General features: G+C 64.6%; 23 protein-coding genes. 9 read left to right on the top strand and 14 right to left on the bottom strand.

Features of this window, described 5'->3' with window-relative positions; genetic code table 11:
- The first annotated feature begins 10 nt into the window (after positions 1–10).
- Positions 11–760 carry a Crp/Fnr family transcriptional regulator gene (locus ACGYLA_RS10675; protein ID WP_394432303.1) on the top strand — a complete coding sequence of 250 codons (750 nt, stop codon included), beginning with the start codon at positions 11–13 and terminating at the stop codon, positions 758–760.
- Here ACGYLA_RS10675 and ACGYLA_RS10670 read toward each other — a convergent pair.
- From ACGYLA_RS10670 to ACGYLA_RS10655, 4 genes are read right to left on the bottom strand one after another with little or no spacing between them, the layout of a single operon-like run.
- Positions 757–1,914, bottom strand: coding sequence for a glycosyltransferase (locus tag ACGYLA_RS10670; protein WP_394432301.1), 1,158 nt, complete (start codon positions 1,912–1,914; stop codon positions 757–759). The two genes, ACGYLA_RS10675 and ACGYLA_RS10670, sit on opposite strands and share 4 nt — an antisense overlap.
- Positions 1,911–2,855 carry a glycosyltransferase family 2 protein gene (locus ACGYLA_RS10665; RefSeq protein ID WP_394432299.1) on the bottom strand — a complete coding sequence of 315 codons (945 nt, stop codon included), beginning with the start codon at positions 2,853–2,855 and terminating at the stop codon, positions 1,911–1,913. The genes ACGYLA_RS10670 and ACGYLA_RS10665 overlap by 4 nt, the downstream gene beginning before the upstream one ends.
- A complete protein-coding gene (locus tag ACGYLA_RS10660) occupies positions 2,827–3,984 on the bottom strand; it encodes a glycosyltransferase (RefSeq protein WP_394432297.1) in 1,158 nt (385 codons plus the stop codon). Before ACGYLA_RS10660 ends, ACGYLA_RS10665 begins: the two co-directional genes overlap by 29 nt.
- Entirely contained in the window at positions 3,981–6,032 is a 2,052-nt protein-coding gene (locus tag ACGYLA_RS10655) for an HAD-IIB family hydrolase (RefSeq protein ID WP_394432295.1), read from the bottom strand. The genes ACGYLA_RS10660 and ACGYLA_RS10655 overlap by 4 nt, the downstream gene beginning before the upstream one ends.
- 152 nt (positions 6,033–6,184) lie before the next feature.
- On the opposite strand from ACGYLA_RS10655, the gene ACGYLA_RS10650 reads away from it, so the two are divergent.
- Positions 6,185–6,964: a sulfotransferase family protein gene (locus ACGYLA_RS10650; RefSeq protein ID WP_394432293.1), complete on the top strand. Its 780-nt coding sequence runs from the start codon at positions 6,185–6,187 to the stop codon at positions 6,962–6,964.
- Positions 6,965–6,968: 4 nt separating this feature from the next.
- Here ACGYLA_RS10650 and ACGYLA_RS10645 read toward each other — a convergent pair whose 3' ends face one another.
- From ACGYLA_RS10645 to ACGYLA_RS10635, 3 genes are read right to left on the bottom strand one after another with little or no spacing between them, the layout of a single operon-like run.
- Positions 6,969–7,973, bottom strand: coding sequence for a YcjF family protein (locus ACGYLA_RS10645; protein WP_394432291.1), 1,005 nt, complete (start codon positions 7,971–7,973; stop codon positions 6,969–6,971).
- A complete protein-coding gene (locus ACGYLA_RS10640; RefSeq protein ID WP_394432289.1) occupies positions 7,973–8,425 on the bottom strand; it encodes a GNAT family N-acetyltransferase in 453 nt (150 codons plus the stop codon). Before ACGYLA_RS10640 ends, ACGYLA_RS10645 begins: the two co-directional genes overlap by 1 nt.
- An 8-nt stretch (positions 8,426–8,433) precedes the next feature.
- The gene (locus ACGYLA_RS10635; protein ID WP_394432287.1) at positions 8,434–9,861 is read right to left on the bottom strand and encodes a YcjX family protein; all 1,428 of its coding nucleotides are present in this window, start codon (positions 9,859–9,861) and stop codon (positions 8,434–8,436) included.
- A gap of 89 nt (positions 9,862–9,950) precedes the next feature.
- Here ACGYLA_RS10635 and truA point away from each other — a divergent pair, with 89 nt between their 5' ends.
- Positions 9,951–10,724, top strand: coding sequence for a tRNA pseudouridine(38-40) synthase TruA (truA, locus tag ACGYLA_RS10630; RefSeq protein ID WP_322329316.1), 774 nt, complete (start codon positions 9,951–9,953; stop codon positions 10,722–10,724).
- A gap of 169 nt (positions 10,725–10,893) precedes the next feature.
- Here truA and gndA read toward each other — a convergent pair whose 3' ends face one another.
- Entirely contained in the window at positions 10,894–12,342 is a 1,449-nt protein-coding gene (gndA, locus tag ACGYLA_RS10625; RefSeq protein WP_394432333.1) for an NADP-dependent phosphogluconate dehydrogenase, read from the bottom strand.
- A gap of 169 nt (positions 12,343–12,511) precedes the next feature.
- Here gndA and ACGYLA_RS10620 point away from each other — a divergent pair, with 169 nt between their 5' ends.
- Both ACGYLA_RS10620 and ACGYLA_RS10615 read left to right on the top strand, forming a co-directional pair.
- Positions 12,512–12,940, top strand: a complete 429-nt coding sequence (locus tag ACGYLA_RS10620) for an NUDIX hydrolase (RefSeq protein WP_231886276.1) — start codon at positions 12,512–12,514, stop codon at positions 12,938–12,940.
- Between the two features lie 160 nt (positions 12,941–13,100).
- Positions 13,101–14,582 carry an inorganic phosphate transporter gene (locus tag ACGYLA_RS10615; RefSeq protein ID WP_394432284.1) on the top strand — a complete coding sequence of 494 codons (1,482 nt, stop codon included), beginning with the start codon at positions 13,101–13,103 and terminating at the stop codon, positions 14,580–14,582.
- A 19-nt stretch (positions 14,583–14,601) separates the two neighbouring features.
- Here the strand turns inward: ACGYLA_RS10615 and ACGYLA_RS10610 are convergent, their stop codons facing one another.
- The 3 genes from ACGYLA_RS10610 to ACGYLA_RS10600 form a co-directional block, all read right to left on the bottom strand.
- Positions 14,602–15,636, bottom strand: coding sequence for a 2-dehydropantoate 2-reductase (locus tag ACGYLA_RS10610; RefSeq protein WP_394432282.1), 1,035 nt, complete (start codon positions 15,634–15,636; stop codon positions 14,602–14,604).
- The gene (gene argF / locus ACGYLA_RS10605) at positions 15,633–16,538 is read right to left on the bottom strand and encodes an ornithine carbamoyltransferase (protein ID WP_271691836.1); all 906 of its coding nucleotides are present in this window, start codon (positions 16,536–16,538) and stop codon (positions 15,633–15,635) included. The genes ACGYLA_RS10610 and argF overlap by 4 nt, the downstream gene beginning before the upstream one ends.
- Before the next feature lie 73 nt (positions 16,539–16,611).
- The gene (locus ACGYLA_RS10600) at positions 16,612–17,787 is read right to left on the bottom strand and encodes an aspartate aminotransferase family protein (protein WP_394432279.1); all 1,176 of its coding nucleotides are present in this window, start codon (positions 17,785–17,787) and stop codon (positions 16,612–16,614) included.
- A gap of 361 nt (positions 17,788–18,148) precedes the next feature.
- On the opposite strand from ACGYLA_RS10600, the gene ACGYLA_RS10595 reads away from it, so the two are divergent.
- Positions 18,149–18,766, top strand: a complete 618-nt coding sequence (locus ACGYLA_RS10595; RefSeq protein ID WP_394401407.1) for a GcrA family cell cycle regulator — start codon at positions 18,149–18,151, stop codon at positions 18,764–18,766.
- A 76-nt stretch (positions 18,767–18,842) separates the two neighbouring features.
- Here the strand turns inward: ACGYLA_RS10595 and ACGYLA_RS10590 are convergent, their stop codons facing one another.
- Both ACGYLA_RS10590 and ACGYLA_RS10585 read right to left on the bottom strand, forming a co-directional pair.
- On the bottom strand, positions 18,843–19,649 hold the full coding sequence (locus ACGYLA_RS10590; RefSeq protein WP_394432277.1) for an SseB family protein: 807 nt from the start codon (positions 19,647–19,649) through the stop codon (positions 18,843–18,845).
- On the bottom strand, positions 19,630–20,229 hold the full coding sequence (locus ACGYLA_RS10585; RefSeq protein WP_136720430.1) for a uracil-DNA glycosylase family protein: 600 nt from the start codon (positions 20,227–20,229) through the stop codon (positions 19,630–19,632). The genes ACGYLA_RS10590 and ACGYLA_RS10585 overlap by 20 nt, the downstream gene beginning before the upstream one ends.
- Positions 20,230–20,338: 109 nt before the next feature.
- On the opposite strand from ACGYLA_RS10585, the gene ACGYLA_RS10580 reads away from it, so the two are divergent.
- Entirely contained in the window at positions 20,339–20,680 is a 342-nt protein-coding gene (locus ACGYLA_RS10580; RefSeq protein ID WP_271689446.1) for a helix-turn-helix transcriptional regulator, read from the top strand.
- The gene (locus ACGYLA_RS10575) at positions 20,673–21,704 is read left to right on the top strand and encodes a permease (RefSeq protein WP_394432275.1); all 1,032 of its coding nucleotides are present in this window, start codon (positions 20,673–20,675) and stop codon (positions 21,702–21,704) included. The genes ACGYLA_RS10580 and ACGYLA_RS10575 overlap by 8 nt, the downstream gene beginning before the upstream one ends.
- Positions 21,705–21,832: 128 nt before the next feature.
- Here ACGYLA_RS10575 and ACGYLA_RS10570 read toward each other — a convergent pair whose 3' ends face one another.
- Positions 21,833–23,236, bottom strand: coding sequence for a cell wall metabolism sensor histidine kinase WalK (locus tag ACGYLA_RS10570; protein ID WP_271689444.1), 1,404 nt, complete (start codon positions 23,234–23,236; stop codon positions 21,833–21,835).
- Positions 23,237–23,701: 465 nt separating this feature from the next.
- On the opposite strand from ACGYLA_RS10570, the gene ACGYLA_RS10565 reads away from it, so the two are divergent.
- On the top strand, positions 23,702–24,325 hold the full coding sequence (locus ACGYLA_RS10565; protein WP_067261478.1) for an acyl-homoserine-lactone synthase: 624 nt from the start codon (positions 23,702–23,704) through the stop codon (positions 24,323–24,325).
- The last annotated feature ends 43 nt before the right edge of the window (positions 24,326–24,368 follow it).

The raw sequence follows: 24,368 nt of genomic DNA, 5'->3' as shown, positions 1-24,368 counted from the left end.
AGACCTACGTGTGACCATCAAAGACACCTTTTATCACGATATGGCCGTAAAACCGTCGGGCATGGTCGACCATCTAAGCGGCGCGCAATGGGCCAAGCTTGCCCCGCTGATGACCCAGCACGAGCGTTTCACGCCCGGAACCGTGATCAGTCGCAGGGGGGATTTTCTGGATCACAGCCTGTTGCTGCTCGATGGGTTGATCGCCCGCAGCGTGCCGCGCGGACAGCGTGCCCGCAGCACCTTCGTCGCCCTCCAATTCCCCGGTGAGTTTGTCGATCTGCACGCCTTCCCGCTGAAGCAACTCGACCATGATGTGATCTCGCTGACCGATACCCATGTCGCCATCATCTCGCATGAGCCGCTGCGCGAGTTGCTCAATGGCGATGTCGAGATGGCCCGGAAGCTCTGGCTGATGACCTTGGTCGATGCCTCCATCCACCGCCATTGGGTGATGCGCAACAGCGCCATGCGTGCGCTGGCCCGGGTGGCGAATTTCCTGAGCGAATTCGATGCCCGCATGACCGCTGCGTATGGGATGGAGCGTCAGAGCCTGCCCTTCAGCCTGCGCCAGACTGATATCGCCGATGCCACCGGCCTCACCTCGGTCCATGTCAGCCGCACCCTGCGTGAGCTGCGCGAACATGGCTGCTGCGCCGTGACGGGCGGCAAACTGCTGATCCACGACCGCGCGGGGCTGCATAAAGTGGGCCAGTTCGAGCCTGCCTACCTCTATATGCCCCAAGCCGAAGCGGCGCTTTAGCCCGCCTCTGCCAGAGGCTGGGGCGCACCTTCCACCTGCAAAGCAATCGCCGGATAGGTTTTACACGGCAGCGCGACATCCCTCTGCGCCCGGACCGCGTGATAGAGCCGTTCGAACTTCGTCACCATCGCCTGCGCATCAAAAAGCCGTGCCACACGGGCGCGGGGCACCTCGGCGGGGATATCGCGCGCCTGTAGCAAGGCCTGCGCCAAGGCAACTGCGCTATCTTCCGCCGTGATGACACCTGCCTCGCCAAGCACCTCCTCAACTGCGCCATGCGGGGTCGCGGCAACAGGCAGGCCCGTCGCCATCGCTTCCACCGCGGCGAGGCCAAAGGGTTCCTCCCACTGTGGGGTGAAGAGCGCCACCGAGGCCCGCCCATAGGCCGCCCCAAGCGCCGCCGTTTCCAGATGCCCGACATAGGCCACATCGCCATAAAGATGCGGTCTTACCATATCGTTAAAGTAATCCCGATGCTCGACCACCCCGTAGATGCGCAGGGGCACCCCTGCGATCTGCGCCGCCTCTGCCGCCAGATGGGTGCCCTTGGTCGGGGTGATCCGCCCCGCCCAAACGGCGCTGCCATCCCCCGGCCCGACTTGCGGCCATTCGTCAAGGTCGATCCCGTTGTGCACCACATGCGCCGTGTCGGGCGCGCCCTCGGGCCACCAGATGCCGCGCTGCCGGGCCGAGACGACGGAGGACAGATGCCAAGGCGCCGCCCCATCCATCAGCGCACTGCGCAACACTTTGAAGGGCGGGATGTGCAGCGAGGTCACCATCGGCAGCCGTTCCGCCCGCGACAGGCGCGGCAGGAAGCGGTGCAGCGCGTTGTTGTGCACCACGTCAAAGCCGCCTTCCAGCAAGAGCCGCGCGGCGCGGGCATAGCAGGCGTCGAGATGGTCGTTCAGCGCGTCGGTGCCGTGAAAGTCATGCCATGGAAAACGCGCGTCGTAATGCGCGTCACAGATCGGCAGCAGCTTCACCCCCGGCGGCAGGCTCGCCGCGCTGTCTTCGCTGGCCAATAGGGTCACCTCATGCCCGCGCTCGGCCAAGATCCGGGCAAGACCGTGGGTAAACGCCTCCATCCCGCCCTTGAAGGGGGCGGCGATGGGGTGGCGAATATGGCCGACGATGGCGATGCGCAGGGTCATTCCGCCGCGATCCGCTCTTCGCCGCGCAGATAGCGCAGCACCCGCGCGGTATTGGCGTAAGGCTGGTCCGACTGCTGCTCGCAAAGCGCGAAGTCATCCGCATCCGGCTCGCGCAGCTGCACCAGCGCGTCTCCGTCGCTCCCCACCAGCCCCATGAGGCGAAAGGCGGTGAGCCAATGGTTCATGGTACGGTGCCCCCATTTGTCGGCGAAAATCTCGGTATTGCGCAGGATCGAGGGGATGTGGTGGATCGGCGGCATGCAATGCGGGTGATGCTGGTGAAAGACCTTCGCGCCCTTCGCCCAGTGGATCGGCACGCCGCGTTCGTCCAACTCACGGCCAAAGTCGGTATCCTCACCTCCGTAGCCGGTGAAACGCTCGTCAAACCCGCCGGAGCGGTCCCAATCTTCGCGGTGGATCGCAAAGTTCAGCGACCAGAAGCAGCGGTAATCGTTGCAGCGTTTCAGCCCCTCGGCGGGCGGCCCCTGACGGTCGGAATGGCGCACGGCAACGGCCTCCAGTTTGGGATAGCTCCAACCTTCGGTGGCGGTTCCGGCGGGGAGGTAGTTGACCTCGCCCATGATCAGCCCGTTGCCCGGCACCGCATAGCCCATATAGTCGGCGATTAGCTCCGGCGCGGGGATGCAATCGACGTCGAGGAAGACCAAACAATCGCCCCTGGCCTCTGCCGCGACGGTATTGCGCGCGCGTGACAGCGGCAGTTCGCTACCCGTCACCTGCACCTGCCGGATCGGGAAATCGGTCTGCGGCAGGTCGTCGTAAAGCCTGTCCTGCATGACCCCGATCACAAGCTCATCCGGCTGGCGGGTCTGACGGGTCAGGCCAAGGATCACATTGCGCAGATGCGCCGCCCGCCCCCGCGCGAGCGTCAGCGCGCTAACTGTGGTATTTTCAGGCACGGATGGGGTGAACGACGTCATGTAAGTCTCCGGTAATTCTGGGTGTTTCAGATAGCAACTGATCGGTGAGGCCGATCAGCCAATTGGCCGTCTCGGCGGCGGCATCTTCGTTGACCAAGGCACGTTGCAGGGCGGGGTCATGGGCATCGAAGGTGTCTTGAATCGCGCGGCGCCATGCCGCGACGGAAGACGGGAAATGCGGCAGGTGATGCGCCGCCCCCGCCCGCGCTAGCGCCTCGGCCTTTTCGACCTGTTCGTCGAAATAGCGCCACTCCGGCACGGCGAGCCACGGGGTCTCTGCCGCTAGGATCTGGTGGCAGGTGGTGTTCCCGGTCGAGGCCACGATCATATCCGCCGCCGCCAGATAATCCGCCGCGTTATCGACCCAGCCGTGATGGCGCAGGTTGGCAGGCTCGGTGGCATGCCAATCGCGCGCCATGCGCCCGATGGTGATGAAAGCCGTGTCGGGCATCGCCCGCGCCGCGATGCCGAAGGGGGCGGAGGCGAAACCCGTGCCGCCCCCGCCCGACATGACCAGCACCATGCGCTGCTCTGGCCCGACACCAAGCCTTTCGCGCAACATCGCGCGCCGCGCCGGATCGGGGCGTTTTACATCGACGCCCAAGCCCCCGGCGAAATGCGTCTTGGCCATATGCCGCGCCGGCCAATCCGGCTGCGCCAGTGCTTTCGCGGCGGGACAAAGCAACCCGACCGCCCCGTCATAGGCCGCCTGATGCCCCGGATCGCCGCGCTGACCGTGTTGCAGCACCTTCACATGCGGCACCGAACAGATCCGCGCAAGCTGCGCCACCTCTGCCGAGACATCACTGATCATCAACACCGGATTGGTGCTGGCGAACCAAGCGGCCAGTTGCGCCATGGCCTGCCGGATGCCGGGCCAGCCAAGCGGTGCGCAATGCACCGTATCCGGCGCGTTGGTGGTGTCATTGATGTCCTCGGCCCCGGTCGCCTCGAAAAGCGATGGCAGGGTGATGACTTCCACCGCCCGGATGAAGGCGGGGAAAATGTCCGGTTTCGCGCAGAAGACGGTCACCGGCTGGCTCTCAGGCAGCGCGTTGACGACCGCCGCGCAGCGCTCCGCATGGCCGCGGCCCTGATGATGGACGAAGTAACCGATGGGCCGCGTCATTGCGCCACCATCTTCACCGGCGGCTCCATCGCGTTGAGGGCGAAGCCGAAGGTTTCCAGCCCCTCCAAGACCCCAGCCGCATGGGCCGCGCGGGCGTGGTAAAGCCGTCTGCCGCTTAGGCGTTCGCGCAGCCCGTCCATCGCATTGCCGACCAAGATGCCCCGGCCCGGACCATCCTCCACCGCCTGCAACATGTCGAAATCATTGCCACTGTCCCCGGCCACCACGACCCGGTCCATCGGCATTCCCAACCGCCGCGCCGCGGCGCAGACCGCAGGCCCCTTGCCCGCCGCCAAGGGTAGAACATCGATCAGCCGCCCATGCGAGGCCACGATCTGCGCCGCAGCACCGCGTCGGGCCAGATGCCGCTCCAACCGGCGCGCGGTGCGCATGTCGCCGAAACCGCTGAGCTTCCACCGCCGCTGCTCAACCGGCGCTTGCCAGTTAAAGCCGAACTCCTTCAGCGCCCGCTCCACCCCGGCCCGGTCCCATCCGGCGTCAAGCTTTTGGGCGAAACGCTCATCCAGACACAGCCGCCCTTCGGCATCGGGCAGATAGACCTCGGTGCCGACAGAGGTGATGAAGACGCGCGGCCTGGGCAGGTTCCAATCGCGCAGGATGCGGCGAGCTTCCGGCAGGCTTCGCCCCGTGGCCACGGCAAAAAGCGGGCGGTCGCGGGCGATCCATGCGTTGAACAGGGCAGCGGATGGCGCGCAGCCCGTCAGCGTGTTGTCGATATCGCTGGCCAGCAGGACCGGCGCGGGCATCGTCACCGGCGCGGCGTGGCGGATATCTTCGCAGATGTGCTGCACGTCCTCGGCCCATTTCGACCAGTCGTAGCGCCCGACATGGGCGCGCCCGGCCTCAGATGCCTCGGCCCAGAATGCGCGATCGTCCAACAGCTTCAACAGCGCCGCTTCAATCGCATCCATGTCACGCGGCGGCACGCAGAGACCATGGCCAAGGTCCGCCACGATATCGGCGGGCCCGCCTTCGCGCGTGGCCACCACCGGCAGGCCATGCGATGCCGCCTCCAACATGGTCAGGCCAAAGGGCTCATGCAGTGCGAGGTTAACAAAAACCCCACCGGTCTGCGCCGCGCGGTCGTAGAGGGCCGCCACATCGCCCTGCGTATGGCTCGGCGGCAGCGCCACTTTGCCGCGCAGTTCCGGCCCCTCCAACGTCTCCCGCAGGCGGATCAGCTCCGCGCGGGCTTCTGCATTCGCCTGTAGCGCATCGCCATGCTGGCCGGCGAGGATCACAAGGTTCGCCCGCGCCTGCAAAGCGGGGCTTTGCGCATAGACCCGCGCCAAGGTCGCAAGGTTCTTGCGGGCCACGGGGCGTGCCACGGCGAGCAGCGTCGGGCGGTCAGGGTCGCTCAGCTGATCGGCCAAGAGGGCACGGCCCGCCCCCGCCTCAGCCGGGCGGCGCAGCGATACGCCCGGAGAGACCCGGTGCACCCGCGCCTGCGCATCCGCCCCATAGGCCGCGACCTGCACCTCGGCCTCATCGCGCGAAGAGAGCACCACCGCATCGGCCTCCAACAGCGCGCGGCGCTCCGCCGCCACGCGCGGGGCATCCACCTTAGCCCCTGACTTGCTCAAAGCCAGCGAATGGGGGGTATAGATCACCGGAATGCCGAACCGAGCACGCGCTGCCAGCGCCAATTGCGCCGCATCGGCGAAATGCGCGTGGATCACATCCGGCAGCCGTTTGGCCTGCGCCAAGTCCTCAAGGAACGCCTCGACCAATGCGGGGATTTCCGCGGCGAGGTTTTCCTTGCTCAGATACCCCCGCTCCGCCGTCCAAAGCCGCCGGATCGACAGGCTGCGGCTGACTTGCTGATCGGTCTGGGCATGCACGGCCCCAAGGCTTGGTTCATCGAAAGCACGGGTCACGATCTGCACCGCATCCACATCGCCCCGCGCCGCCTGCGCGCGGGTCGCCCCCAAGATATAGGCGATGTGACCGCCGGTATCTTCGGTCACGCCATAGTTGACAGACGGCGCCGTGAGGCAGCCCCCGAGGGCAATGTGACAAATGAACATGAATGGGTCTCCTTATGGAGGGGTGACCCCCCTCACAGCCCATCCGTTCCGATAACAAATGTTAATGCATACATCGCTGGACAGCGCGGTTGGACGTCCTAGCTGCCTGCCATTGAACCCCGCCTCTCTCTCCCCCAATCAGAGCCGTCGTGATGCCCTCAGAAATCCCCCCGCGCTACCTGTTCATCGGCGGGCTGCACCGCTCTGGCACGTCGCTGGTCAATCGCTTGGCCAATGCCCTCCCCGGCGCGGGCGGCATCACCGGATCGTCGGCGCCCGAGAATGAGGGGGTCTACCTGCAAGGGGCCATCCCCCATACGGCGCAATCCGGGCGGCCCATGCATTTCGCGACCAACCCCGAGGAACATCTGACCGAGGCGCATCCGCTCAACAGTTTGGAGACGAAGACCCGGCTGGCGCAGGATTGGGCGCCGTGGTTTGCCCCGGACCTGCACTGGCGGGTTGAGAAGTCGCCGGTGAACCTGACCCGCATGCGGCTGATGCAGCAACTTTTTCCGATGTCGCAATTCATCGTCGTCCTGCGCCACCCCGAGGCCGTCGCCGCCTCGGTCGCGTCATGGGTAGATGCGCCGGCGCAGGCGTTGATCGATCATTGGATCGCGGCGCAGGCGCAGATGCTGGATGACCTGCCCTATCTGCATGCGGTGATGGTTCTGCGCTACGAGGATATCGTCGCCGACGCCCCCCGCGCCCTGCGCCGGATCGCGCGTTTCGTCGACTTGCCAGAGGCGGCATTGCCCGAAGGCATCGCGGATGGAAACCAGACCTACGCCGGGGCCACGCAGATGACGAAGGCACAGGCGGCTGAGGCCGCGCGGTGGGGCTATGCCCCCGGGTTGCAGGCCTCGTCTTGGCCCGGCCTGATCCAGCACCCGCTGCGCGCGGTGCGCGAGGCGGTCGAGGCGGCCTGATCGGTTAACCCTCGCCCAGCACCCCGGTCAGCGCGCTTTTGATGATGCCCCGCACGCCGGGGCGTTTTTCGCGGGCAAAGGGCAACGGGCGGCAGACCTCGATGGCGGCCACGCCAACGCGGGCGGTCAGCGCACCGTTCACCAGCCCCTCGCCGAAACGGCGGCTCAGCTTGGCGACGATGGACCCGCCCAAGAGCGGCTCGATCAGATCATCCCCCACGGCCACGGCCCCCGTCGCCACCAAATGCGACAGCACCGCGCGGGTCAGCCGCCATGAGCCGAAAAAGCCCGAGCGCCCGCCGTAGATTTCGGCGATGCGTCGGATCATGCGCAAGTTGCTGCTAAGGGCCGCGGCGACATCGGCCAGCGCCAGAGGCACCAGCGCGGTCACGGCGGCGACCTGCCGGGCGGCGGCCTCGACCTCGCGGGTGGCGGCACGGTCCAGCGGGGCCAGAACCTCACTCTCGGCCAGCCCCAGAAGCGCTTCGGCATCGAATTGATCGCCCCGCAGCTCCGCCAGCCGGTCGCGGCCCCAGCGGGTATCCTCGCGATGCTTGTAGAGCGCCTCAAGCCGGTCCGTGACGCTGCGCGCGGCGGTCAGATCCCCCTGCGCCAGCGCTTCGCCCGCATCATGGCGCAGCCCGTCGAGCCGCGCCAGCCGTCCAAAGGCCGCCATCTCGCGCAGCGATAGCAACAAGAGGACCAGCAGGAACGCCCCGATCAGCAGCGTCATCGCCCAGCCGAGCAGCGGGTAGCGCGCCATCAGGTCTGTCACGAAGGTCCAAGCCGCGATCGACACCAGCGCGGTGACCAATGCCCCCGCCAGCGCCCAGAACAGCCGCACCAAGCGCGACGGTTTGCGCGCCGCGAGCCGGGCCGCGATCTGCATCGCTTGGCCCTTGGGCGGCGGAGCCTCGACGTCCAACTCGGGCACGGCGGGCGCATCGGCGACCGAGGGCTGCGGCTTGGTGTCTTCTTCAAGGTGGAACAGGATCGGTCCGCGGGCCATCAGGCGGCCTCCCTTTGCCAGTGCAATGTCAAATCGGGCAGCCCTTCGTCATTGGCGCGGCCATCGCTGCGCGCGGTCTCGGCAAACCCGTGTTGGCGGTAGAAGGCGATAGCCCGCGCATTGGCCTGAAAGGTCCAGCAGGTCAGCGACTTATGCCGTGTCTTTAACGCGCCCAAAAGGGCCGAGCCGATGCCCTGCCCCCGCGCCGATTGGGCCACAAATAGCGCATCCAACGCGCCGCCCTCGCAGGCCGCGAAACCAGCCACGCGGCCCTCCCGCTCGGCCACCGTGACCCAGCCCCGGGCGATCATCGCATCCGCATGGGCGATATCCTCGGCACCGGTATGAATGCGCGGCAACCACGCTGTGTTTCGGGCGAAATCGCTCATGATGCCGCCCACGGCGCCTGCGTCGAGGGGCTGGGCCGGGCGCAGGGTGGCGGGGCGTGTCACAACCGCACTCACAGCCGGTCCCCAATCAGGAATTCCGCCGCACGGTCGAGCCGGATATGCGGCGGCCCATCGCCGGGGCGCAGGTCCAACACCGCAGGGGCAAAGCGCATGATCTGATAATCCGCCCCCAGCCATTCCTGCGCGCCCTGCCGCGCGGGGGTCAGCAGATGCGCCGGATCTTCGGGCAGTTCACCGGGGTAGAATGCCGCCTGCCGCCCGCGCGTCTCGTCGTCGTTCAAAAGCGTGCCGCGCACCACGTCGAGCGGCTCTCCCCCATAGGTCATCACGTCTTCGGTCGTGGCGCGCAGGCTGGCGATGGCCATGGCCCGCGTGCCCGCACCCGCATATTGCGCCCGGTCCCGCGCCTCGCGGATCAGCGCCTGCATGATACCGCTCAGCCGGGGATGCTGGCTGTGGTGCAGATGGTCGGCCTTGGTCGCGGCAAAGAGGATTTTCTCGACCCGTTTGCCCCGCAAGAGGGTGGTCAGAAAGTTGTTCGTCCCCGGCCGGAACGCGGCCAGAATATCGGCCATGGCGCCGCGCAGGTCTTCGACCGCCTGCGGCCCTTGGTGGATCGCGCCAAGCGCGTCAACCAGCACCACTTGCCGATCGATCCGCGAAAAGTGATCGCGGAAGAAGGGCTGCACCACCTGTTTCTTATAGGCCTCGAACCGCCGCGCCATTTCGCGGATCAGCGATTTGCGCGGCGCGCCTTCCGATCCCGGCAGCGGCGCAAAGGTCAGCACCGGCGATCCGGCGAGATCACCGGGCAGCAGGAACCGCCCCGGCGTGCAGTCGGAATAGCCATTAGCACGGGCGGTTTGCAGATAGTCGGCAAAGCTGTCGGCAAGCTTGCGGGCCCTAGTTTCCTCCAACTCCGCATGAGGATCGGTCTGCGCGGCCAGCGCGCGGTAGCCCGCCGCCTCTTCACGCGACGCGATGCGTTCAATGACTTGCGCCGACCATTCGGCATAGGTGACATCCATCAGCGCCAGATCTAGCAGCCATTCGCCGGGGTAATCCACGATATCCAGATGCAAGGTGCGCGGCCCTTGCAGACCTGCCAGCAACCCATTGGGCCGCACCTTGAGCGAGAGCCGCAGTTCCGAAATCGCCCGCGTGCTTTCGGGCCAATGGGGCGTCTTTCCGGTCAGCGCGGCAAGGTGGGTCTCATACTCGAACCGGGGCACGGTATCGTCGGGCTGGGGCTGCAGAAACGCCGCCTCGATCCGCCCCTCAGAGGCCGCGAGCAGCCCCGGCATCCGCCCCCGGTCCAGCAGGTTGGCCACCAGCGAGGTGATGAAAACCGTCTTGCCCGAACGCGCAAGCCCCGTGACCCCGAGCCGGATTACCGGCTCGAAAAACGTCTCGCCCACCGTGTCGGTGACATTCTCAAACTGCCGCCAAATCCCGTCGGCAATGCCTGTGATACCCAAAGCTGCGCCCGTCCTTCTTTCTTTGGCCTCAACATAGGGTCGGCAGGCAGGGATTGCCAGAAGCGCCCGCCCGCGCTAAGGCCCCGGTCATGCCCAGATATGCCCTGAAAATCGAATACCACGGCGCGCCCTTCAACGGGTGGCAGCGTCAGGTTGACCAGCCCACAGTGCAAGGCGCGATCGAGGCCGCTTTGGCCAAGCTGGAACCCGGTGACCACACCATCGCCGCCGCCGGGCGCACCGATACCGGGGTGCATGGGCTGGCGCAGGTTGCGCATTGCGACATGGCCCGCGATTGGTCGCCCTTCCGGCTCGGCGAGGCGCTGAACTATCACCTCAAGCCGCAGCCCATCGCGATCACCGATTGCGTGCTGGCGCCCGAGGATTTTCACGCCCGCTTTTCGGCGCTTGAGCGGCGCTACCACTTCCGCATCCTCAGCCGCCGCGCCCCGGCGGTGCATCAAGCGGGGCTGGTCTGGCAGATCAAACACCGCCTAGATGTCGCGGCCATGCAGGCAGCGGCGGATCTTTTGGTGGGCAAGCATGATTTCACCACCTTCCGCTCGACCGTTTGTCAGGCGGAAAGCCCGGTGAAAACGCTCGATCGGTTACAGGTCTCGCAGGTCGAGACCATGGCCGGGACGGAGTATCATTTCGACGTGCGCGCGCGGTCCTTCCTGCACAACCAGGTGCGCAGCTTCGTCGGCTCGCTGGAGCGGGTCGGCGCGGGGTCATGGAGCGTGGCGGATATGGGTGCAGCACTTGCGGCGAAGGATCGGGCTGCCTGCGGGCCAGTCTGCCCGCCGCAGGGGTTATATCTGGCGCATGTGAGCTATCCGGTGGACCCGTTCGCTAAGGCGTGACGAGGACCATCGCCTGCCCGCGGGGTGGCGATGCTTCAGGCGGTTCATACCACTTTATCGTGCAGCCTAGGGGCGCGTTACCCAGAGGACACCGCCCTTGGCGAGTTCGCCTCCCCGCGGGCAGGCGATGGTCCGGCGCCTTAGGCTGATTCCGGACCTATAAGCCCTCTTACGGCAGAGGCGTCCACGTCCCGTGGAATTTCCCCTCTTCGCTGATCCGCTCAAACCCATGCGCACCAAAGAAATCCCGCTGCGCTTGGATCATATTCGCCGTGCCACGCGCCCGGCGCATGCTGTCATACCACGCCAGCGCCGCCGACAGCGCAGGCAGCGCGACACCGAGCAATGCGCCCGCCGCCACCACCCGGCGCAGCGCCGGAATGCTCTCTTCCAAGCGTTTGCGCATCGCGGGGGCGAGGATCAGATGCCCACCGGGCAATTCGCCCCGGAAGGCATCGGCAAACTCGTCCAAAAGCGCCGAGCGGATGATGCAGCCCGCGCGCCAAATCTCAGAAATACGCGCCATGTCGAGCGACCAGTCAAACTCCTCCGATGCCGCCGACAGGATGCGAAAGCCCTGCGCGTGGCCAATGATCCGCCCTGCCAAAAGCGCCATTTCCAGATCCGCCACCTCGGGCAGCGGCGCGTCCTGCACACCTTCGGGCAACAGCGGCTCGGCCATTTCGCGCACAGACTTCTCGCTCGACCATCCACGCGCGCCGACGGCGGCTTCGATGGTATTGGCCGATTGCCCCATCTTGAGCGCTTCGATCAAGGTCCAGCGCCCGGTGCCCTTTTGCCCGGCCTGATCGCGGATCACATCGACCATCGGCGTTCCGGTCTGGGTGTCGACCGACAAGAGCGCCGCGGCCGAGACTTCGATCAGATAGGAGTTCAGCGGCCCCTTGCGCCAGTCGGCAAAGAGATTACCAATCTCAACCGCGCCCTGCCCGCCCGCATCGCGTAGCAGGCCGTAGACTTCGGCGATCATCTGCATGTCGGCATATTCGATGCCGTTATGCACCGTTTTGACAAAATGCCCCGCCCCGTCGGGGCCGAGATGCGCCACGCAAGGCGTGCCCTCGAATTGCGCGGCAATCTTCTCGGCCATCGGTTTGAACCGGGTCCAGGAATGCGCGCTGCCGCCGACCATCATCGACGGGCCATTGCGCGCCCCGGCCTCGCCACCCGACACGCCCATGCCGACGAAATGCAGCCCCGTGCCTTCGAGTTCGGCACTGCGGCGGCGGGTGTCGTGGAAATCGGCGTTGCCGCCGTCGATCAAAGTGTCGCCCTCATCCAGTAGCGGTTTGATCGCCTTGATCATCGCATCGACCGGCGCGCCGGAGGGGATCATGAAAAGGATGCTGCGCGGGCGGGCGATGGCGGCGACGAACTCCTCAAGCTGCTCGGTCCCGATCAGGCGCTCGGCCAGCGGCCCCGCCTCGTCAAGGAATGGCGCGATCCAATCGGCCTCTCGGTTGCTGACCGCCACGGTAAATCCATTGTCGGCCAAGTTCAGCGCCAGTGCCGAGCCCATGGTGCCCAGACCGTATACCCCGATATCGGCGCCTGCGCCCTGTGCCGCGCCCCCGTCCGCCTGCGTGCCAGTTGCCATAACGATCATGCCTCATATCTAGCCTGTCATACTGCCAAGCCCACCTATCCGGCGGGCCGCAGTTTGATTTGCGTTCGGGAAGACTATATAATGTGCGGATAACAAGAAAAACACCCGACCGAGGCATAGTTCTGTAATGACACAAGTATTTAGACGCGCATGGGAGGATATGGTCCTTCCTATTTTTAAACGTCCCCGCCGTGTACAGGTTGCCGCCCTGTGCTACCGCGACACCGAGGCGGGTAAAAAGGTCCTGCTGATCACCAGCCGCGACACGGGCCGCTGGATTTTGCCCAAGGGCTGGCCGATCGATGGGCTGGACGGCGCCGGCGCCGCCTTGCAGGAAGCATGGGAAGAGGCCGGGGTGACCAAAGCGGATATCGAATCCGATCCGATGGGCATTTTCGACTATGACAAGGGTCTCGGCGAAGGCCTGACCGTGCCCGTGACCACACAGGTCTATCTCACCCGCGTCCGCGATCTGAGCGAGGAATACCCCGAAGCGGGCATGCGCAAACGCGCGTGGTTCACCCCGCAGGAGGCATCGGAACTCGTGGATGAGCCTGATCTTAAAGCAATCTTATCCGCCTTCCATTAAGCCCCTTCGGCACCGGGCCGCTGTCCGGTGCCATATCCCCCCTGCCCCATTGCCGCCCCTGCCCGTTTCGGGATGTTACAATTTTGTGACAGGGTGACTTGCGCCCTCGGTAGCCTTATGTCACCCCCCGCTGAACGTTAGGATCGGAGATCATACAGGAATGGCAACGGAACCGCAGGGCAGCCAGTGGAAGACACTGGACAAGGACCTCAACCGTATTTCGCAAGTCGAACTGGCCGCGACCTATGTCGCCCGCCCCCTTGTGGCGCCGGGCATCGCGCTGGCCTTTATCGTGGTGGCAGGTGCCGTTGCGGCGGTATTCTTCGGGCAGCAGCCCTCCAGTTTTGTCGTAATCGCAGCGGCGGTTTTCGGTGCCTATATGGCGGTGAACATCGGCGCGAATGATGTGGCCAACAACATGGGCCCCGCCGTTGGGGCCAACGCGCTGACCATGGGCGGCGCGATTGTCATCGCGGCACTGTGCGAATCCGCCGGGGCGCTTCTGGCGGGGGGCGATGTCGTCTCGACCATTTCCAAGGGCATCATCGATCCGGCGAGCGTGGCGGACACGCGCATCTTTGTCTGGGCGATGATGGCCGCGCTGGTCTCCTCCGCGCTTTGGGTCAACCTTGCCACATGGGTCGGCGCGCCTGTCTCGACCACCCACTCGGTCGTGGGCGGGGTCATGGGCGCGGGCATCGCGGCTGCGGGCCTTGGCGCGGTCAACTGGAGTTCAATGAGCATGATCGCCGCAAGCTGGGTGATCTCGCCCGTGCTGGGCGGTGCCGTGGCGGCGATGTTTTTGGCCTTCATCAAGGCGCGCATCCTGTACCAGGACGACAAAATCGCCGCATCGCGCACTTGGGTGCCGGTTCTGGTTGGCCTGATGGCCGGGGTCTTTGCCGCCTATCTGGCGCTGAAGGGGCTGAAAAAGATCATCAGCATCGACATGCCGGTCGCCCTGATCATCGGCCTTGTGACGGGGCTTGTGGTCTATGCCATCTCCGCCCCGCTGATCCGCCGCGCCTCGGAAGGGATGGAGAACCGCAACCGCTCGGTCAAAACGCTCTTTGGCCTGCCGCTGGTCCTCTCTGCCGCCCTGCTCAGCTTTGCCCATGGCGCGAATGACGTGGCCAATGCGGTTGGCCCGCTGGCGGCGATCGTCCATGCGACCGAGTTCGGCGGTTTCGAGGATAAGGTGAGCATTCCCACATGGGTGATGATCATCGGGGCCTTCGGCATCTCCTTCGGTCTGTTCCTATTCGGGCCGAAACTGATCCGCATGGTCGGCAGCCAGATCACCAAGCTGAACCCGATGCGCGCCTATTGCGTGGCGCTTTCGGCGGCGATCACGGTGATCGTGGCGTCGTGGCTGGGCCTGCCCGTGTCTTCGACCCATATCGCCGTGGGCGGGGTCTTTGGCGTGGGCTTTTACCGTGAATGGCATATGGAACGGCGCCTGCGCCGGATCGGGGCCAAGACCGGTGAGGTCAAGCGCATCGCCAAGGAAGAGCGCCGCCGCCGCAAGCTGGTGCGCCGCTCGCATTTCATGACCATCGTCGCGGCTTGGGTGATCACCGTGCCCGCAGCGGCGCTGCTCTCTGGCATCGTCTTTTGGGTGCTCAACGCCTTTGTGAACTAAGGTCAGGCGCGGGCGCGCCTCACCCCTCTTGCCGGTCCTGCCTTGCCGCCATTTCGGCCCGAAGGGCGGTGACCGGCAAATGCGGCAGCCCTTCATTCGCAAGCTCTGCCCAGCCCATCACCCGCAGCACCATATCCGTCACCGGCGTCGCGCGGCCAAGCACCCTTGCGCGGCGCTGCACCTCGCCTTGAAGCGCGCCGATCTCGGTCGGGCGGCGCGCGGCGAGGTCTTGCGCCATGGAGGTCCGCGCCTGCGGGTCGATCTGCAACATGGCCGCAGCGACGCGGGTAAAAATCGGCGTCGGCAGGCGCAAGAGCGTCGGGACCAATCGAGCCGGGATTGGCGTGGTCATGGCGGGGCGGATCTTATCGGCGCGCAAGACCGCCAGCGCCTCGGCCCATTGATCGGCCATTAGACGCCGCCACGCCCGATCCTGCAACTGCGCTTGAAGCGGCAAACCGCTCAGCGCATTCAGGGCGTTGTTGAGGTTCATCAGAAACTTGCCCCATTGCAGAGCGGTGATATCGGCGCGTTCCTCTACCTTTAGGTCCGGCAGCGACAAACGTGCGGCCAGATCGGCGGGGCCACCCTCGATCACCAGATCGCCCGAACTTGCCCTGTGGTAGCAACCCTGCCCCATGGCCACGACATTGAACGGCACCAGCCCTGCGCGCAGATCATGCTGCGGCAGGTGCTGCGCCAGAACCGCGCGATTGCCCATGCCGTTTTGCAGGCTGATGACCTGCACGCCCGGCGCGCAGTGGCGGGCGATCAGACGGGCCATGTCTTCGGTGTCGCGTGACTTGACCGTGACCAGCACGATATCCGCATCGCGCAGACAGGTCTCATCCCCGGCAAGGTTCAGATCATCCGGCGAGAGGTAGCGCGCCATGCCGCCGAAATCCGTCAGGGTCAGCCCATGGGTGCGGATTTCAGCCTGAATGCGGGGCCGCGCCAGCAGGGTCACGGCATGGCCTGCCCCGGCCAGCAGCCCGCCGACAAAGCAGCCCACCGCCCCCGCGCCCGCAACAACGATGCGGGGGCCGTCGCTCATGCGCCCAGACACCAGCGCATGACAGCTTTCTGCGCGTGCAGACGGTTCTCAGCCTCGTCAAAGATCACCGAATGCGGCCCATCCATGACCGAGCTTGTCGCCTCGTCATCGCGGTGCGCGGGCAGGCAATGCATGAAAAGCGCGTCCGGTTTCGCCAACGCCATCAGCGCATCGTTCACCTGATAGCCGCGCAGCTGATTGTGCCGCCGCTCCCGCGCGGACTGCGGATCATGCATGCTGACCCACGTGTCAGTGACCACCAGATCGGCACCCTCCACGGCCTTCTGGGGGTCGCGCTCGGTGGTATAAAGCCCGTCGAGCGCGCGCTCGGGATCGAGCGGCTCCGGCCCGGTGAAGACAAGGTCGAAGTCGAACTGCTTGGCCGCATGGGCGAAACTGGCGAAGACGTTGTTGCCGTCGCCCGACCAGACCACCTTGCGCCCTTTGATCGGGCCGCGGTGTTCTTCAAAGGTCTGGATGTCGGCCATGATCTGGCAGGGATGCGTGCGGTTGGTCAGCCCGTTGATCACCGGCACGGTGGCATATTCCGCCATCTCCAGCAGGGTCTGCTCCTCAAAAGTGCGGATCATGATCATATCCACATAGCGCGACAGCACGCGGGCGGTGTCGGCGATGGTCTCACCATGGCCAAGCTGCATGTCAGCACCCGAAAGCACCATCGTCTGCCCGCCCATCTGACGCACGCCCACGTCGAAGGAGACACGCGTCCGGGTCGAGGGCTTCTCAAAAATCAGCGCGACCATGTGATCCTTCAACGGCTGGTCATCATCCGGCGCGCCGCGCGGGCGGCCGTTGCGCGCGGCTTTCATGGCGGCGGCATTGTCGATGATCTGCCGCAGATCGGCGGGGTCGGTTTGGTGGATATCGAGGAAATGGTTCATCTGTCGTCTCTGTCTTGCGGGGTCCAAGGCCACGGCCTTGAAAGCCCGAGGAATGTTTTGGGGTGAATGGCGCTCAGGCCGGGGTCAGGTCACGCGCGATGGCATCAAGGCGGGTCACCGCCTCGGCAATCTCATCGTCGGAAATGGTCAGCGGCGGAAGCAGGCGGATCACATTATCGGCGGCGGGCACGGTGATCAGCTCATGGGCATAGCCCGAGGCGACCACATCGGCATTCGCCGCTTTGCATTTCAGCCCCAGCATCAGCCCCGCGCCGCGCACCTCCTCAAAGACCTCCGGATGCTCAGCCACCAGCCCTTCGAGACGCTGACGCAGCAGCCCCGCCTTGCGGCTCACCTCGGCCAGAAAGGCCGCGTCGGCCACCACATCCAGCACGGCGCAGCCCACGGCACAGCCCAGCGGGTTGCCGCCATAAGTCGACCCATGGGTGCCTGCGGTCATGCCCGAGGCCGCCTTTTCCGTGGCCAGTACGGCGCCCAGCGGAAAGCCCCCGCCGATGCCCTTGGCGACCATCATGATATCAGGGGTGATCCCGGCCCATTCATGGGCAAAGAGCCGCCCGGTCCGGCCCACGCCGCATTGCACCTCATCGCAAATCAGCAAGAGCCCGTGGATGTCGCAAAGCGCGCGCATCTGCTGCAACTCCGCATCCGGCACGGCGCGGATACCGCCTTCGCCCTGTACCGGCTCGATCATGATGGCGGCGGTCTTGTCGGTGATGGCGGCCTCAAGAGCGGCGCTGTCGCCAAGGTCGAGATGCACGAAACCCGGCAGTTGCGGGCCAAAGCCTTTGGTCATCTTCTCAGACCCCGCCGCCGCGATCCCGGCAGAAGAGCGGCCGTGAAAGGCCCCGTTAAAGGCGATGATCTCGACCCGCTCGGGCTGGCCTGCCTCGTAAAAATACTTGCGCGCCATCTTCACCGCCAATTCGCAGGCCTCGGTCCCCGAATTGCAAAAGAAGGCGGTGTCGGCAAAGGTCTCGGCCACCAGCCGGTCGGCCAGCGCCTCTTGCTGCGGAATGTGGTAGAGGTTCGAGGTATGCCACAGCGCCTGCGCCTGATCGGTCAGCGCCTTCACCAGCGCCGGATGCGCATGGCCAAGCGCGTTCACCGCGATCCCCGCGCCAAGGTCGAGAAAACGTCGCCCATCCGCCTCGATCAGCCAAGTGCCTTCGCCTTTGACGAAAGTCAAAGGGGCGCGATTATAGGTTGGCAGAACGGAAGGGATCATCTGTTTGTCCTTGAAAGAGGGCCGTGTCACGCCGGTAAAAGGGCATGGGGCTGGCGCAGGGTCAATGGGATTTGCTTGTTTTTGAAAGGATGCAGCACGCAGGCTGCGAGATCAGGCCATCACGCCGCCCCAAGGGGGCGCCATGTTATCGGACGAAGCGTCGTCGGATGGAATATGCGGCAGATTTGATCATGGCTCTTGCATAGCCGCCCTTCATCCCCCACGTAAAGTCCCAATCGCAGCGCCCCGTGCCCAGAGGGCATCGGCGCTTGCACCTGCGGCCCCAGAAGATAAAATGGGGGCCGATACACTGACAAAGCGGTCCGGGCTAGGGGGCCGCTTTTTAACTGGGGAACCCCGTATGTCCTGGACTGATGAGCGCGTAGAGACACTGAAAAAGATGTGGGGCGAAGGCCAGTCCGCCAGCCAGATCGCGAAGGAACTGGGTGGGGTGACGCGCAATGCCGTGATCGGCAAGGTGCACCGTCTGGGCCTGTCGAACCGCACCGCGGGCGCGCCCGCCGCCGCGGCGGCGACTGCCAAGCCGGAGCCCAAGGCCAAGCCCGCAGCCCCCAAGGCCGAGGCCAAGGCGAAGCCCGCCGCGAAAGCCGCGCCCGAGCCGGAGGCCGAAGCCGCCCCCGCGCCCGAAGCCGAAGAGCCCGCCGCAGCCCCGGCGCCCAAGCCCAACCTGCCCGCACGCAAGCAGATCATCCCCGCAGGCCAACCCCTGCCGCCGCAGCCGTCGGCGAATGAGATCAGCCCAGAGGCGCTTGCCAAGGTCAGCGAAGTTGAGAAGAAGGCCAAGAAGATCGGCCTGATGGAACTGACCGAACGCACCTGCAAATGGCCCGTGGGCGACCCGGCGACCGATGATTTCTGGTTCTGCGGCCTGCCCGTGCAGCAGGGCAAACCCTATTGCGAGGCCCATGTCGGCGTCGCCTTCCAACCGATGAGCGCCCGGCGCGACCGCCGCCGCTAAAACTGGCAGGATAAAATGAAAAAAGGCGGGCGGGCTTGAGTGCCCTGCCCGCCTTTTTCTTTGCCTCAAGATAAAATTAGCGCAGCTTCGGCGGTTTCGCCGGATCGCCGCCCGGGGCCATCCGGGGCGTCTTCTGCAAAGGCTCCATCTGCGGCAGGTCAAACCGCAGGCCGACGCGGGCCAGCTTCTCGACCACCGCGTCATTGGGGCCGAAGAAGCCGACATCCATCGCCCCCGCCTCGATCCCCGAAAAGGTCAGCGCCTCGGACGCGGCGCGCACCAGCGCGACTTGCGCCCGGGGGATCGCGCCGACGAAGGCCAGCAGATGCCCGCGCCCGCCGCCGCTGTATTCGACACCGACAAGGAAGGCCCCTGCCGCCATGCCCGTGGCCGTGGCGAGCTTTGCGTCAATCGCGGCGATCAGCGTCTCGGGCAAGCCCTGCGGCGGGAACACGCGGTCGATGCCCGCCTCCACCTCGCCCGGCGCATGGGCCAATGTGCTGCGCAGCCAGTCCATCGCCTCGGCAGGCAGCAGGATCTCGGACGGGGCCACGCCGATGTTCACCGCCATGCCCAAGGGCTGCCCCTCCAACATCGCGGCAATCGCACGGCCCGAGAGCGCCACGTAAGGAGACGCCTCCCCCACATGGGCCGAGAGCCGCGCCGCGCGGTCGAAGACCATAACATAGCTATCGTCAAGCAGCACCGGGCTGATCTGATCGCCCTGCGGCTCATCCTCAAGCAGCATGAAAAGCTCGACATCCGCAATACGCTCGTAAAAACGCAGCCGCGCCGCGTCGTCGTCGGGGGCGGAGGTCATCGCGGCATGGGCTTGGTCGAGCGGGGTCGGCTCGGTCTTGGGGTCAGTTTGGCGGTCGGTCATTCATCACCTCGGACACGGCGGCGCGCAGACGGGGCAAGACCTCTTCCGCGAACCAGGGATTCTTGTTCAACCATCCGGTATTGCGCCACGACGGATGAGGCAAGGCAAAGACCCCCGGCGGATGATCCCGCCAGCCCGCCACGGCCTCGGTCACATTGCGAAATCCGGGGAGGTGATATTTCATCGCATAGGCCCCAATCAACACCGTTAGCCGCAGATCGGGCAGCATCTCCAGCACCGGCTTGCGCCAAGTCTGCGCACAGATACGCGGCGGTGGCAGGTCACTGCCCTTGGCATCATAGCCCGGAAAGCAAAATCCCATCGGCACGATGGCGACCCTGTCGCGGTCATAGAATGTCGCCTCATCCAGCCCCAGCCAGTCGCGCAGGCGGGTGCCGGACATATCCCAGAACGGCTTGCCCGCCTCATGCACCCGTTTGCCGGGCGCTTGGCTGGCGATCAGCAGCCGCGCGCCGGGTTTAAACCAGACGATGGGCCGCGGGCGATGCTGGGTGGCGGTCACGGCGAAACGCTCGGCACAAAGGCGGCAGGCCGCCAGATCATCTCGGATATCTTTCATGAGCAGGAGATAAGCGATAGGACCAAAAGATAAAGGGCGGCGGGCCATCACTTCGACAATTATCGAAATAAACCTTGCATCGCGCTGACGTTTCGATATTTCTAGAATCATGAAACAAGAATCCGCAACCCCCGCCCTCACCCTTGCCGCCAGCAGCTTTGCGGCGCTTGGATCGGAACAACGCCTTCTGGTGCTGCGCACGCTGGTGCGCGCCGGATCAGAGGGACTGAACATCGGCACGCTGGGCGAACGCACCGGCGTGACCGGCTCGACCCTGACACATCATCTGAAACTCTTGGCCTCTGCCGGTCTGGTGAAACAGGAAAAGCAAGGCCGCAGCACCATCTGCGCCGCCGTCGCCTATGAAGAGGTGCAGGCGTTGGCGAATTTCCTGCTGACCGAATGCTGCGCGGACGCAATCGAAGGCTGCACGGAGCATAACCATGGCTGATACCACACAAACCCTCCCCGTGCTGCACCGCTTGGCCTTTCTGAAAGGCGCTTGGGGCATCACGCTGGCGCTCTTGGCGCTGATCGCGCTGCTGGATCCGCCGCAGGTCATGCCGACGGTCATCTTCGCGTCTGAGGCGCTTTTGCACACCGCCCCCTTCATCGCCTTCGCGGTGCTGGCCGTGGCCTATCTCAAAGCCAGCGGGGCGGAGAGCCTGCTTGCCCGCGCGTTCGAGGGCAACCCGGCCCGGATGGTGGTGATGGCGGCAGCACTCGGCGGCTTGTCCCCCTTTTGCAGTTGCGAAGTGATCCCCTTCATCGCCGCGCTGCTGGCGGTCGGTGCCCCGCTCGGCGCGGTGATGGCCTTTTGGCTGGCCTCCCCGCTGATGGACCCGGCGATGTTCGCGATCACCTCAGGCACGCTCGGCTTCGACTTCGCCTTGGCGAAAACCATCGCGGCGCTTGGCGTCGGCATGTTCGGGGGTTTCACCGTCATGGCCCTGTCCCGCACGCCGATTTTCAACGACCCCCTGCGCCCCCAGCCCGCGAAAAGCAGCTGCTGTTCTTCGGCCAAACCCTTTTCCGGCGCGCCGGTTTGGAAGTTCTGGCAAGAGGCCGAGCGCCGCGCGAGCTTTGCCGACACGGCGCTGACCAATGCGCTGTTCCTCGTCAAATGGCTGACCCTCGCCTATGTGGTCGAAGCCCTCATGCTGACCTATGTGCCCGCGGAATGGATCGCCAATGTCTTGGGCGGCACCGGGATCATGCCGATCATTCTGGGCGCATTCGTGGGCGCACCGGCCTACCTGAATGGCTATGCCGCCGTGCCCCTGATCGACGCGCTGCTGGCGCAAGGGATGACTCAAGGCGCGGCCATGTCCTTTGTCGTGGCGGGCGGGGTAAGCTGCATTCCGGCGGCCATCGCGGTCTGGGCACTGGTCAAACCGCATGTCTTTGCCGCCTATATCGGCTTTGCCTTCGTCGGGGCGATCTTTGCGGGTGTGATCTGGCAGTTGGTCGCGTGACCGCATCAAACTGACGACCCGAATGCGGGGGCGGTAGAAATGCCGCCCCCTTTTCCGTTTGAGATTGTCTTTGCGGTGAGGGCAGATGTCGCCCGCGCCGACAGGACGGGCAGCGAGGCGCTCGCGACTTACGCAGCCGCGCGCTCCCCATCTGGCTTTTCGGAGGGTTCATCCCCAATCGGCCCCTCGCCATTCACCATGTCTTTGACAGCCATCCCATGGGGCAATTCCTTCCCCGTACCATTGCCCAAGGGCATATCGATATAGAAGGTCGTGCCGGGGCCGTCGTTCTTGAAATAGTCGATCTGCCCGCCCAAAGCTTCGATGATCCGTTTCGAGATGTTCATCCCCAGCCCGGTGCCGCCGACGGCCCGCTGGTCCGAGGAATCGATTTGCGAGAATTCGTCGAAGACCTTCTCGCGCTCGGATTCGGCCAGGCCGATCCCCTCGTCGATCACGCTGATCCGCACCTTGTCGCCAAGGTTGACCGAGGTGACCTTGACCGTCGACCCGGCGGGCGAGAATTTGGCCGCGTTCGACAGAAGGTTGGACATCACCTGTTGCAGGCGCTTTTCATCCGTGGCGATCCCCGCAGGCTCCGACGGTTTGGCATAGCGCAGCGTCACGCCAAGGTTGCCTGCAAAGGATTGGTTCAACTCTATCGCATCTTCGATAATGGTCTGAACCTCAAGCGGTTCGATATCAAAGCTGATCTTGCCCGCCTCGAACTTTTGCAGGTCGAGAATCTCGTTAATGATCGACGTCAGCCGCGCCGAATTGCGCTGCGCGATCTTCAAGACCTTCTCCATCTGGGGGGTCATCTCGCCCAAAACCCCCGCGCAGGCCATATCCAGCGAGCCTTTGATCGAGGTCATCGGCGTGCGCAGCTCATGGCTGATGGTAGAGACGAACTCGGTCTTCACCTTGAACGCGATCTTGGTTTTCTCATGCTCGACCTTCAGTTCTTCAAGCTGGCGCAGATTGGTGCGGTACATCTTCAGGAAGATGCGTGAGCAATCGACGATGAAGTAGAGCACGAAGACCACGGTGAACAACTGGGTCCAAAGCTCGGATTCGATGCTCGCCCCCGTGCGCACGATGTCCCAGATCGGGATGAAGAGGAATGTCGCGCCATAGATCGCAAGCCGCAGCATCAGCACCGGCAGGATATGGTGGTTGTTCATCGAGGCGAAGAGCGCCGCGGCGAAAAGGAAGAAGAGCGGCAGGAAATGCGTCGTCGCCCCCTGCTGAAGCGCGATCCCAAGGGCGAAATAGCTGATCACCCCGGCGCTCAGCACCGTGCCGATATAGATCCGGTTCATGAACAAACGCGCCAAACGCGGGCTGCGCCCCCGCCAGCGGGTGATGCGCAGGAAAAGCAGATAGTCGAAAGTCTCGGAAATCGCGATCAGGATGACCGTCGAGATCGACAGCCACAGATCATAGTAGAACGCAGACAGGCAAATGGCCGCCGCAAAGATCATCTGCCGCTGCCAAAACAGGTTAACGCCGACTTGGGAGTAGTCCCGCATCTGCTGCACCTTTGTCGCGTCTGCCAGATGCGGCGTATGAATCGGGCCGTATGTTACTTTTTCCTGCGACATCGCTCTCGTTTTCTTCGGTCGGCTGCTCGAATGCCGGCATTCTGCCGACAAACGCTCTTAACATGTTGCATTTCGGCATCGAAGCACATGTTAGACGCGATCATCTTCCCTTCTACACCCGGAAATGGGACATAAGTATGGCCATTTCATGCAACTAGAGGTTAGCCTCTTGATAAGAGGTATTTTTACAGCGAATTTTCGAGGTCCAACATGAGTCTGCAAGGACGGAGCTTCAGTGGAAAATCTTGGCAGGATGTTCTTCCCGAACTGACGCCACAGGACGCTAAGGCGCTGGAAGTAAAGAACAACAGCTTCCCACGAAAACTGCTTAACAGCAAATCGACTGAGGCCGACGCCTATAGCCCCGAGGCCCTTGCCCGTGCCAACCCCTATATGCGTGCCACAACTTTGTCATTTTTGAACATGCATCAGCACGGGGAATTATTCGTTAACTTCCTCCGGGCGCGGCGCCGAATCTTTATCGACGATAAGCAGTGGGATCTCCCTCAGGTTGATGGGATGGAGTTTGACCAATACGACACGCCCCGCGCGCGTTGGATCGTTTTGCATGAATATGGGGAGGTCATGGGCGGGGTCCGCCTGATGCCCACCACCTCGACCTGCGCGCAATACAGCTACATGCTGCGCGATGCGCAACTGGGAATGCTGCCGGATATTCCGCAGGACGTGCTGTTCTTCAAAGCGCCCGTGCGCGATGACATCTGGGAAGCCACCCGCCTGTTCCTGACCAGCGCAGTCCCTGCCCAACGCCGCATCGCCGTACAACGTATGCTGATGAACCAGATGGCCGGTGCCGCCTATGCCATGGGCGCAAGCCATGTTCTGGGCATCGTGCCCGCCACCTTCAGCCGCTGGATGACACGGCTTGGCCTGATGAGCGCCGTGCCCGTAGGCCCGGTGCAAAACATCGACGGTGACCGCACTCAGGCGGCCTTGATGAACGTCAGCTACATCGGCGAGATGGCGCCGACCGAGAGCACCCACACGTTGCACTGACCCCCCGCACGGGCGCGGGCCGATATGCCCTCCTCTTATGCGC

It is taken from the genome of Sulfitobacter sp. 1A13679 (genome assembly GCF_043557115.1).
GTDB lineage: Bacteria > Pseudomonadota > Alphaproteobacteria > Rhodobacterales > Rhodobacteraceae > Sulfitobacter > Sulfitobacter faviae.
Note: the sequence above shows the minus strand (reverse complement) of the source record. Positions and strands in the feature narration are given on the sequence as shown.

What these genes read in the sequence shown, in the direction of transcription:
- ACGYLA_RS10670 (WP_394432301.1), bottom strand. Translation starts at nt 1,914, where the DNA reads ATGACCCTGCGCATCGCCATCGTCGGCCATATTCGCCACCCCATCGCC.
- ACGYLA_RS10665 (WP_394432299.1), bottom strand. Translation starts at nt 2,855, where the DNA reads ATGACGTCGTTCACCCCATCCGTGCCTGAAAATACCACAGTTAGCGCG.
- ACGYLA_RS10660 (WP_394432297.1), bottom strand. Translation starts at nt 3,984, where the DNA reads ATGACGCGGCCCATCGGTTACTTCGTCCATCATCAGGGCCGCGGCCAT.
- ACGYLA_RS10655 (WP_394432295.1), bottom strand. Translation starts at nt 6,032, where the DNA reads ATGTTCATTTGTCACATTGCCCTCGGGGGCTGCCTCACGGCGCCGTCT.
- ACGYLA_RS10650 (WP_394432293.1), top strand. Translation starts at nt 6,185, where the DNA reads ATGCCCTCAGAAATCCCCCCGCGCTACCTGTTCATCGGCGGGCTGCAC.
- ACGYLA_RS10645 (WP_394432291.1), bottom strand. Translation starts at nt 7,973, where the DNA reads ATGGCCCGCGGACCGATCCTGTTCCACCTTGAAGAAGACACCAAGCCG.
- truA (WP_322329316.1), top strand. Translation starts at nt 9,951, where the DNA reads ATGCCCAGATATGCCCTGAAAATCGAATACCACGGCGCGCCCTTCAAC.
- gndA (WP_394432333.1), bottom strand. Translation starts at nt 12,342, where the DNA reads ATGGCAACTGGCACGCAGGCGGACGGGGGCGCGGCACAGGGCGCAGGC.
- ACGYLA_RS10620 (WP_231886276.1), top strand. Translation starts at nt 12,512, where the DNA reads ATGGTCCTTCCTATTTTTAAACGTCCCCGCCGTGTACAGGTTGCCGCC.
- ACGYLA_RS10615 (WP_394432284.1), top strand. Translation starts at nt 13,101, where the DNA reads ATGGCAACGGAACCGCAGGGCAGCCAGTGGAAGACACTGGACAAGGAC.
- ACGYLA_RS10610 (WP_394432282.1), bottom strand. Translation starts at nt 15,636, where the DNA reads ATGAGCGACGGCCCCCGCATCGTTGTTGCGGGCGCGGGGGCGGTGGGC.
- argF (WP_271691836.1), bottom strand. Translation starts at nt 16,538, where the DNA reads ATGAACCATTTCCTCGATATCCACCAAACCGACCCCGCCGATCTGCGG.
- ACGYLA_RS10600 (WP_394432279.1), bottom strand. Translation starts at nt 17,787, where the DNA reads ATGATCCCTTCCGTTCTGCCAACCTATAATCGCGCCCCTTTGACTTTC.
- ACGYLA_RS10595 (WP_394401407.1), top strand. Translation starts at nt 18,149, where the DNA reads ATGTCCTGGACTGATGAGCGCGTAGAGACACTGAAAAAGATGTGGGGC.
- ACGYLA_RS10590 (WP_394432277.1), bottom strand. Translation starts at nt 19,649, where the DNA reads ATGACCGACCGCCAAACTGACCCCAAGACCGAGCCGACCCCGCTCGAC.
- ACGYLA_RS10585 (WP_136720430.1), bottom strand. Translation starts at nt 20,229, where the DNA reads ATGAAAGATATCCGAGATGATCTGGCGGCCTGCCGCCTTTGTGCCGAG.
- ACGYLA_RS10580 (WP_271689446.1), top strand. Translation starts at nt 20,339, where the DNA reads ATGAAACAAGAATCCGCAACCCCCGCCCTCACCCTTGCCGCCAGCAGC.
- ACGYLA_RS10575 (WP_394432275.1), top strand. Translation starts at nt 20,673, where the DNA reads ATGGCTGATACCACACAAACCCTCCCCGTGCTGCACCGCTTGGCCTTT.
- ACGYLA_RS10570 (WP_271689444.1), bottom strand. Translation starts at nt 23,236, where the DNA reads ATGCGGGACTACTCCCAAGTCGGCGTTAACCTGTTTTGGCAGCGGCAG.
- ACGYLA_RS10565 (WP_067261478.1), top strand. Translation starts at nt 23,702, where the DNA reads ATGCGTGCCACAACTTTGTCATTTTTGAACATGCATCAGCACGGGGAA.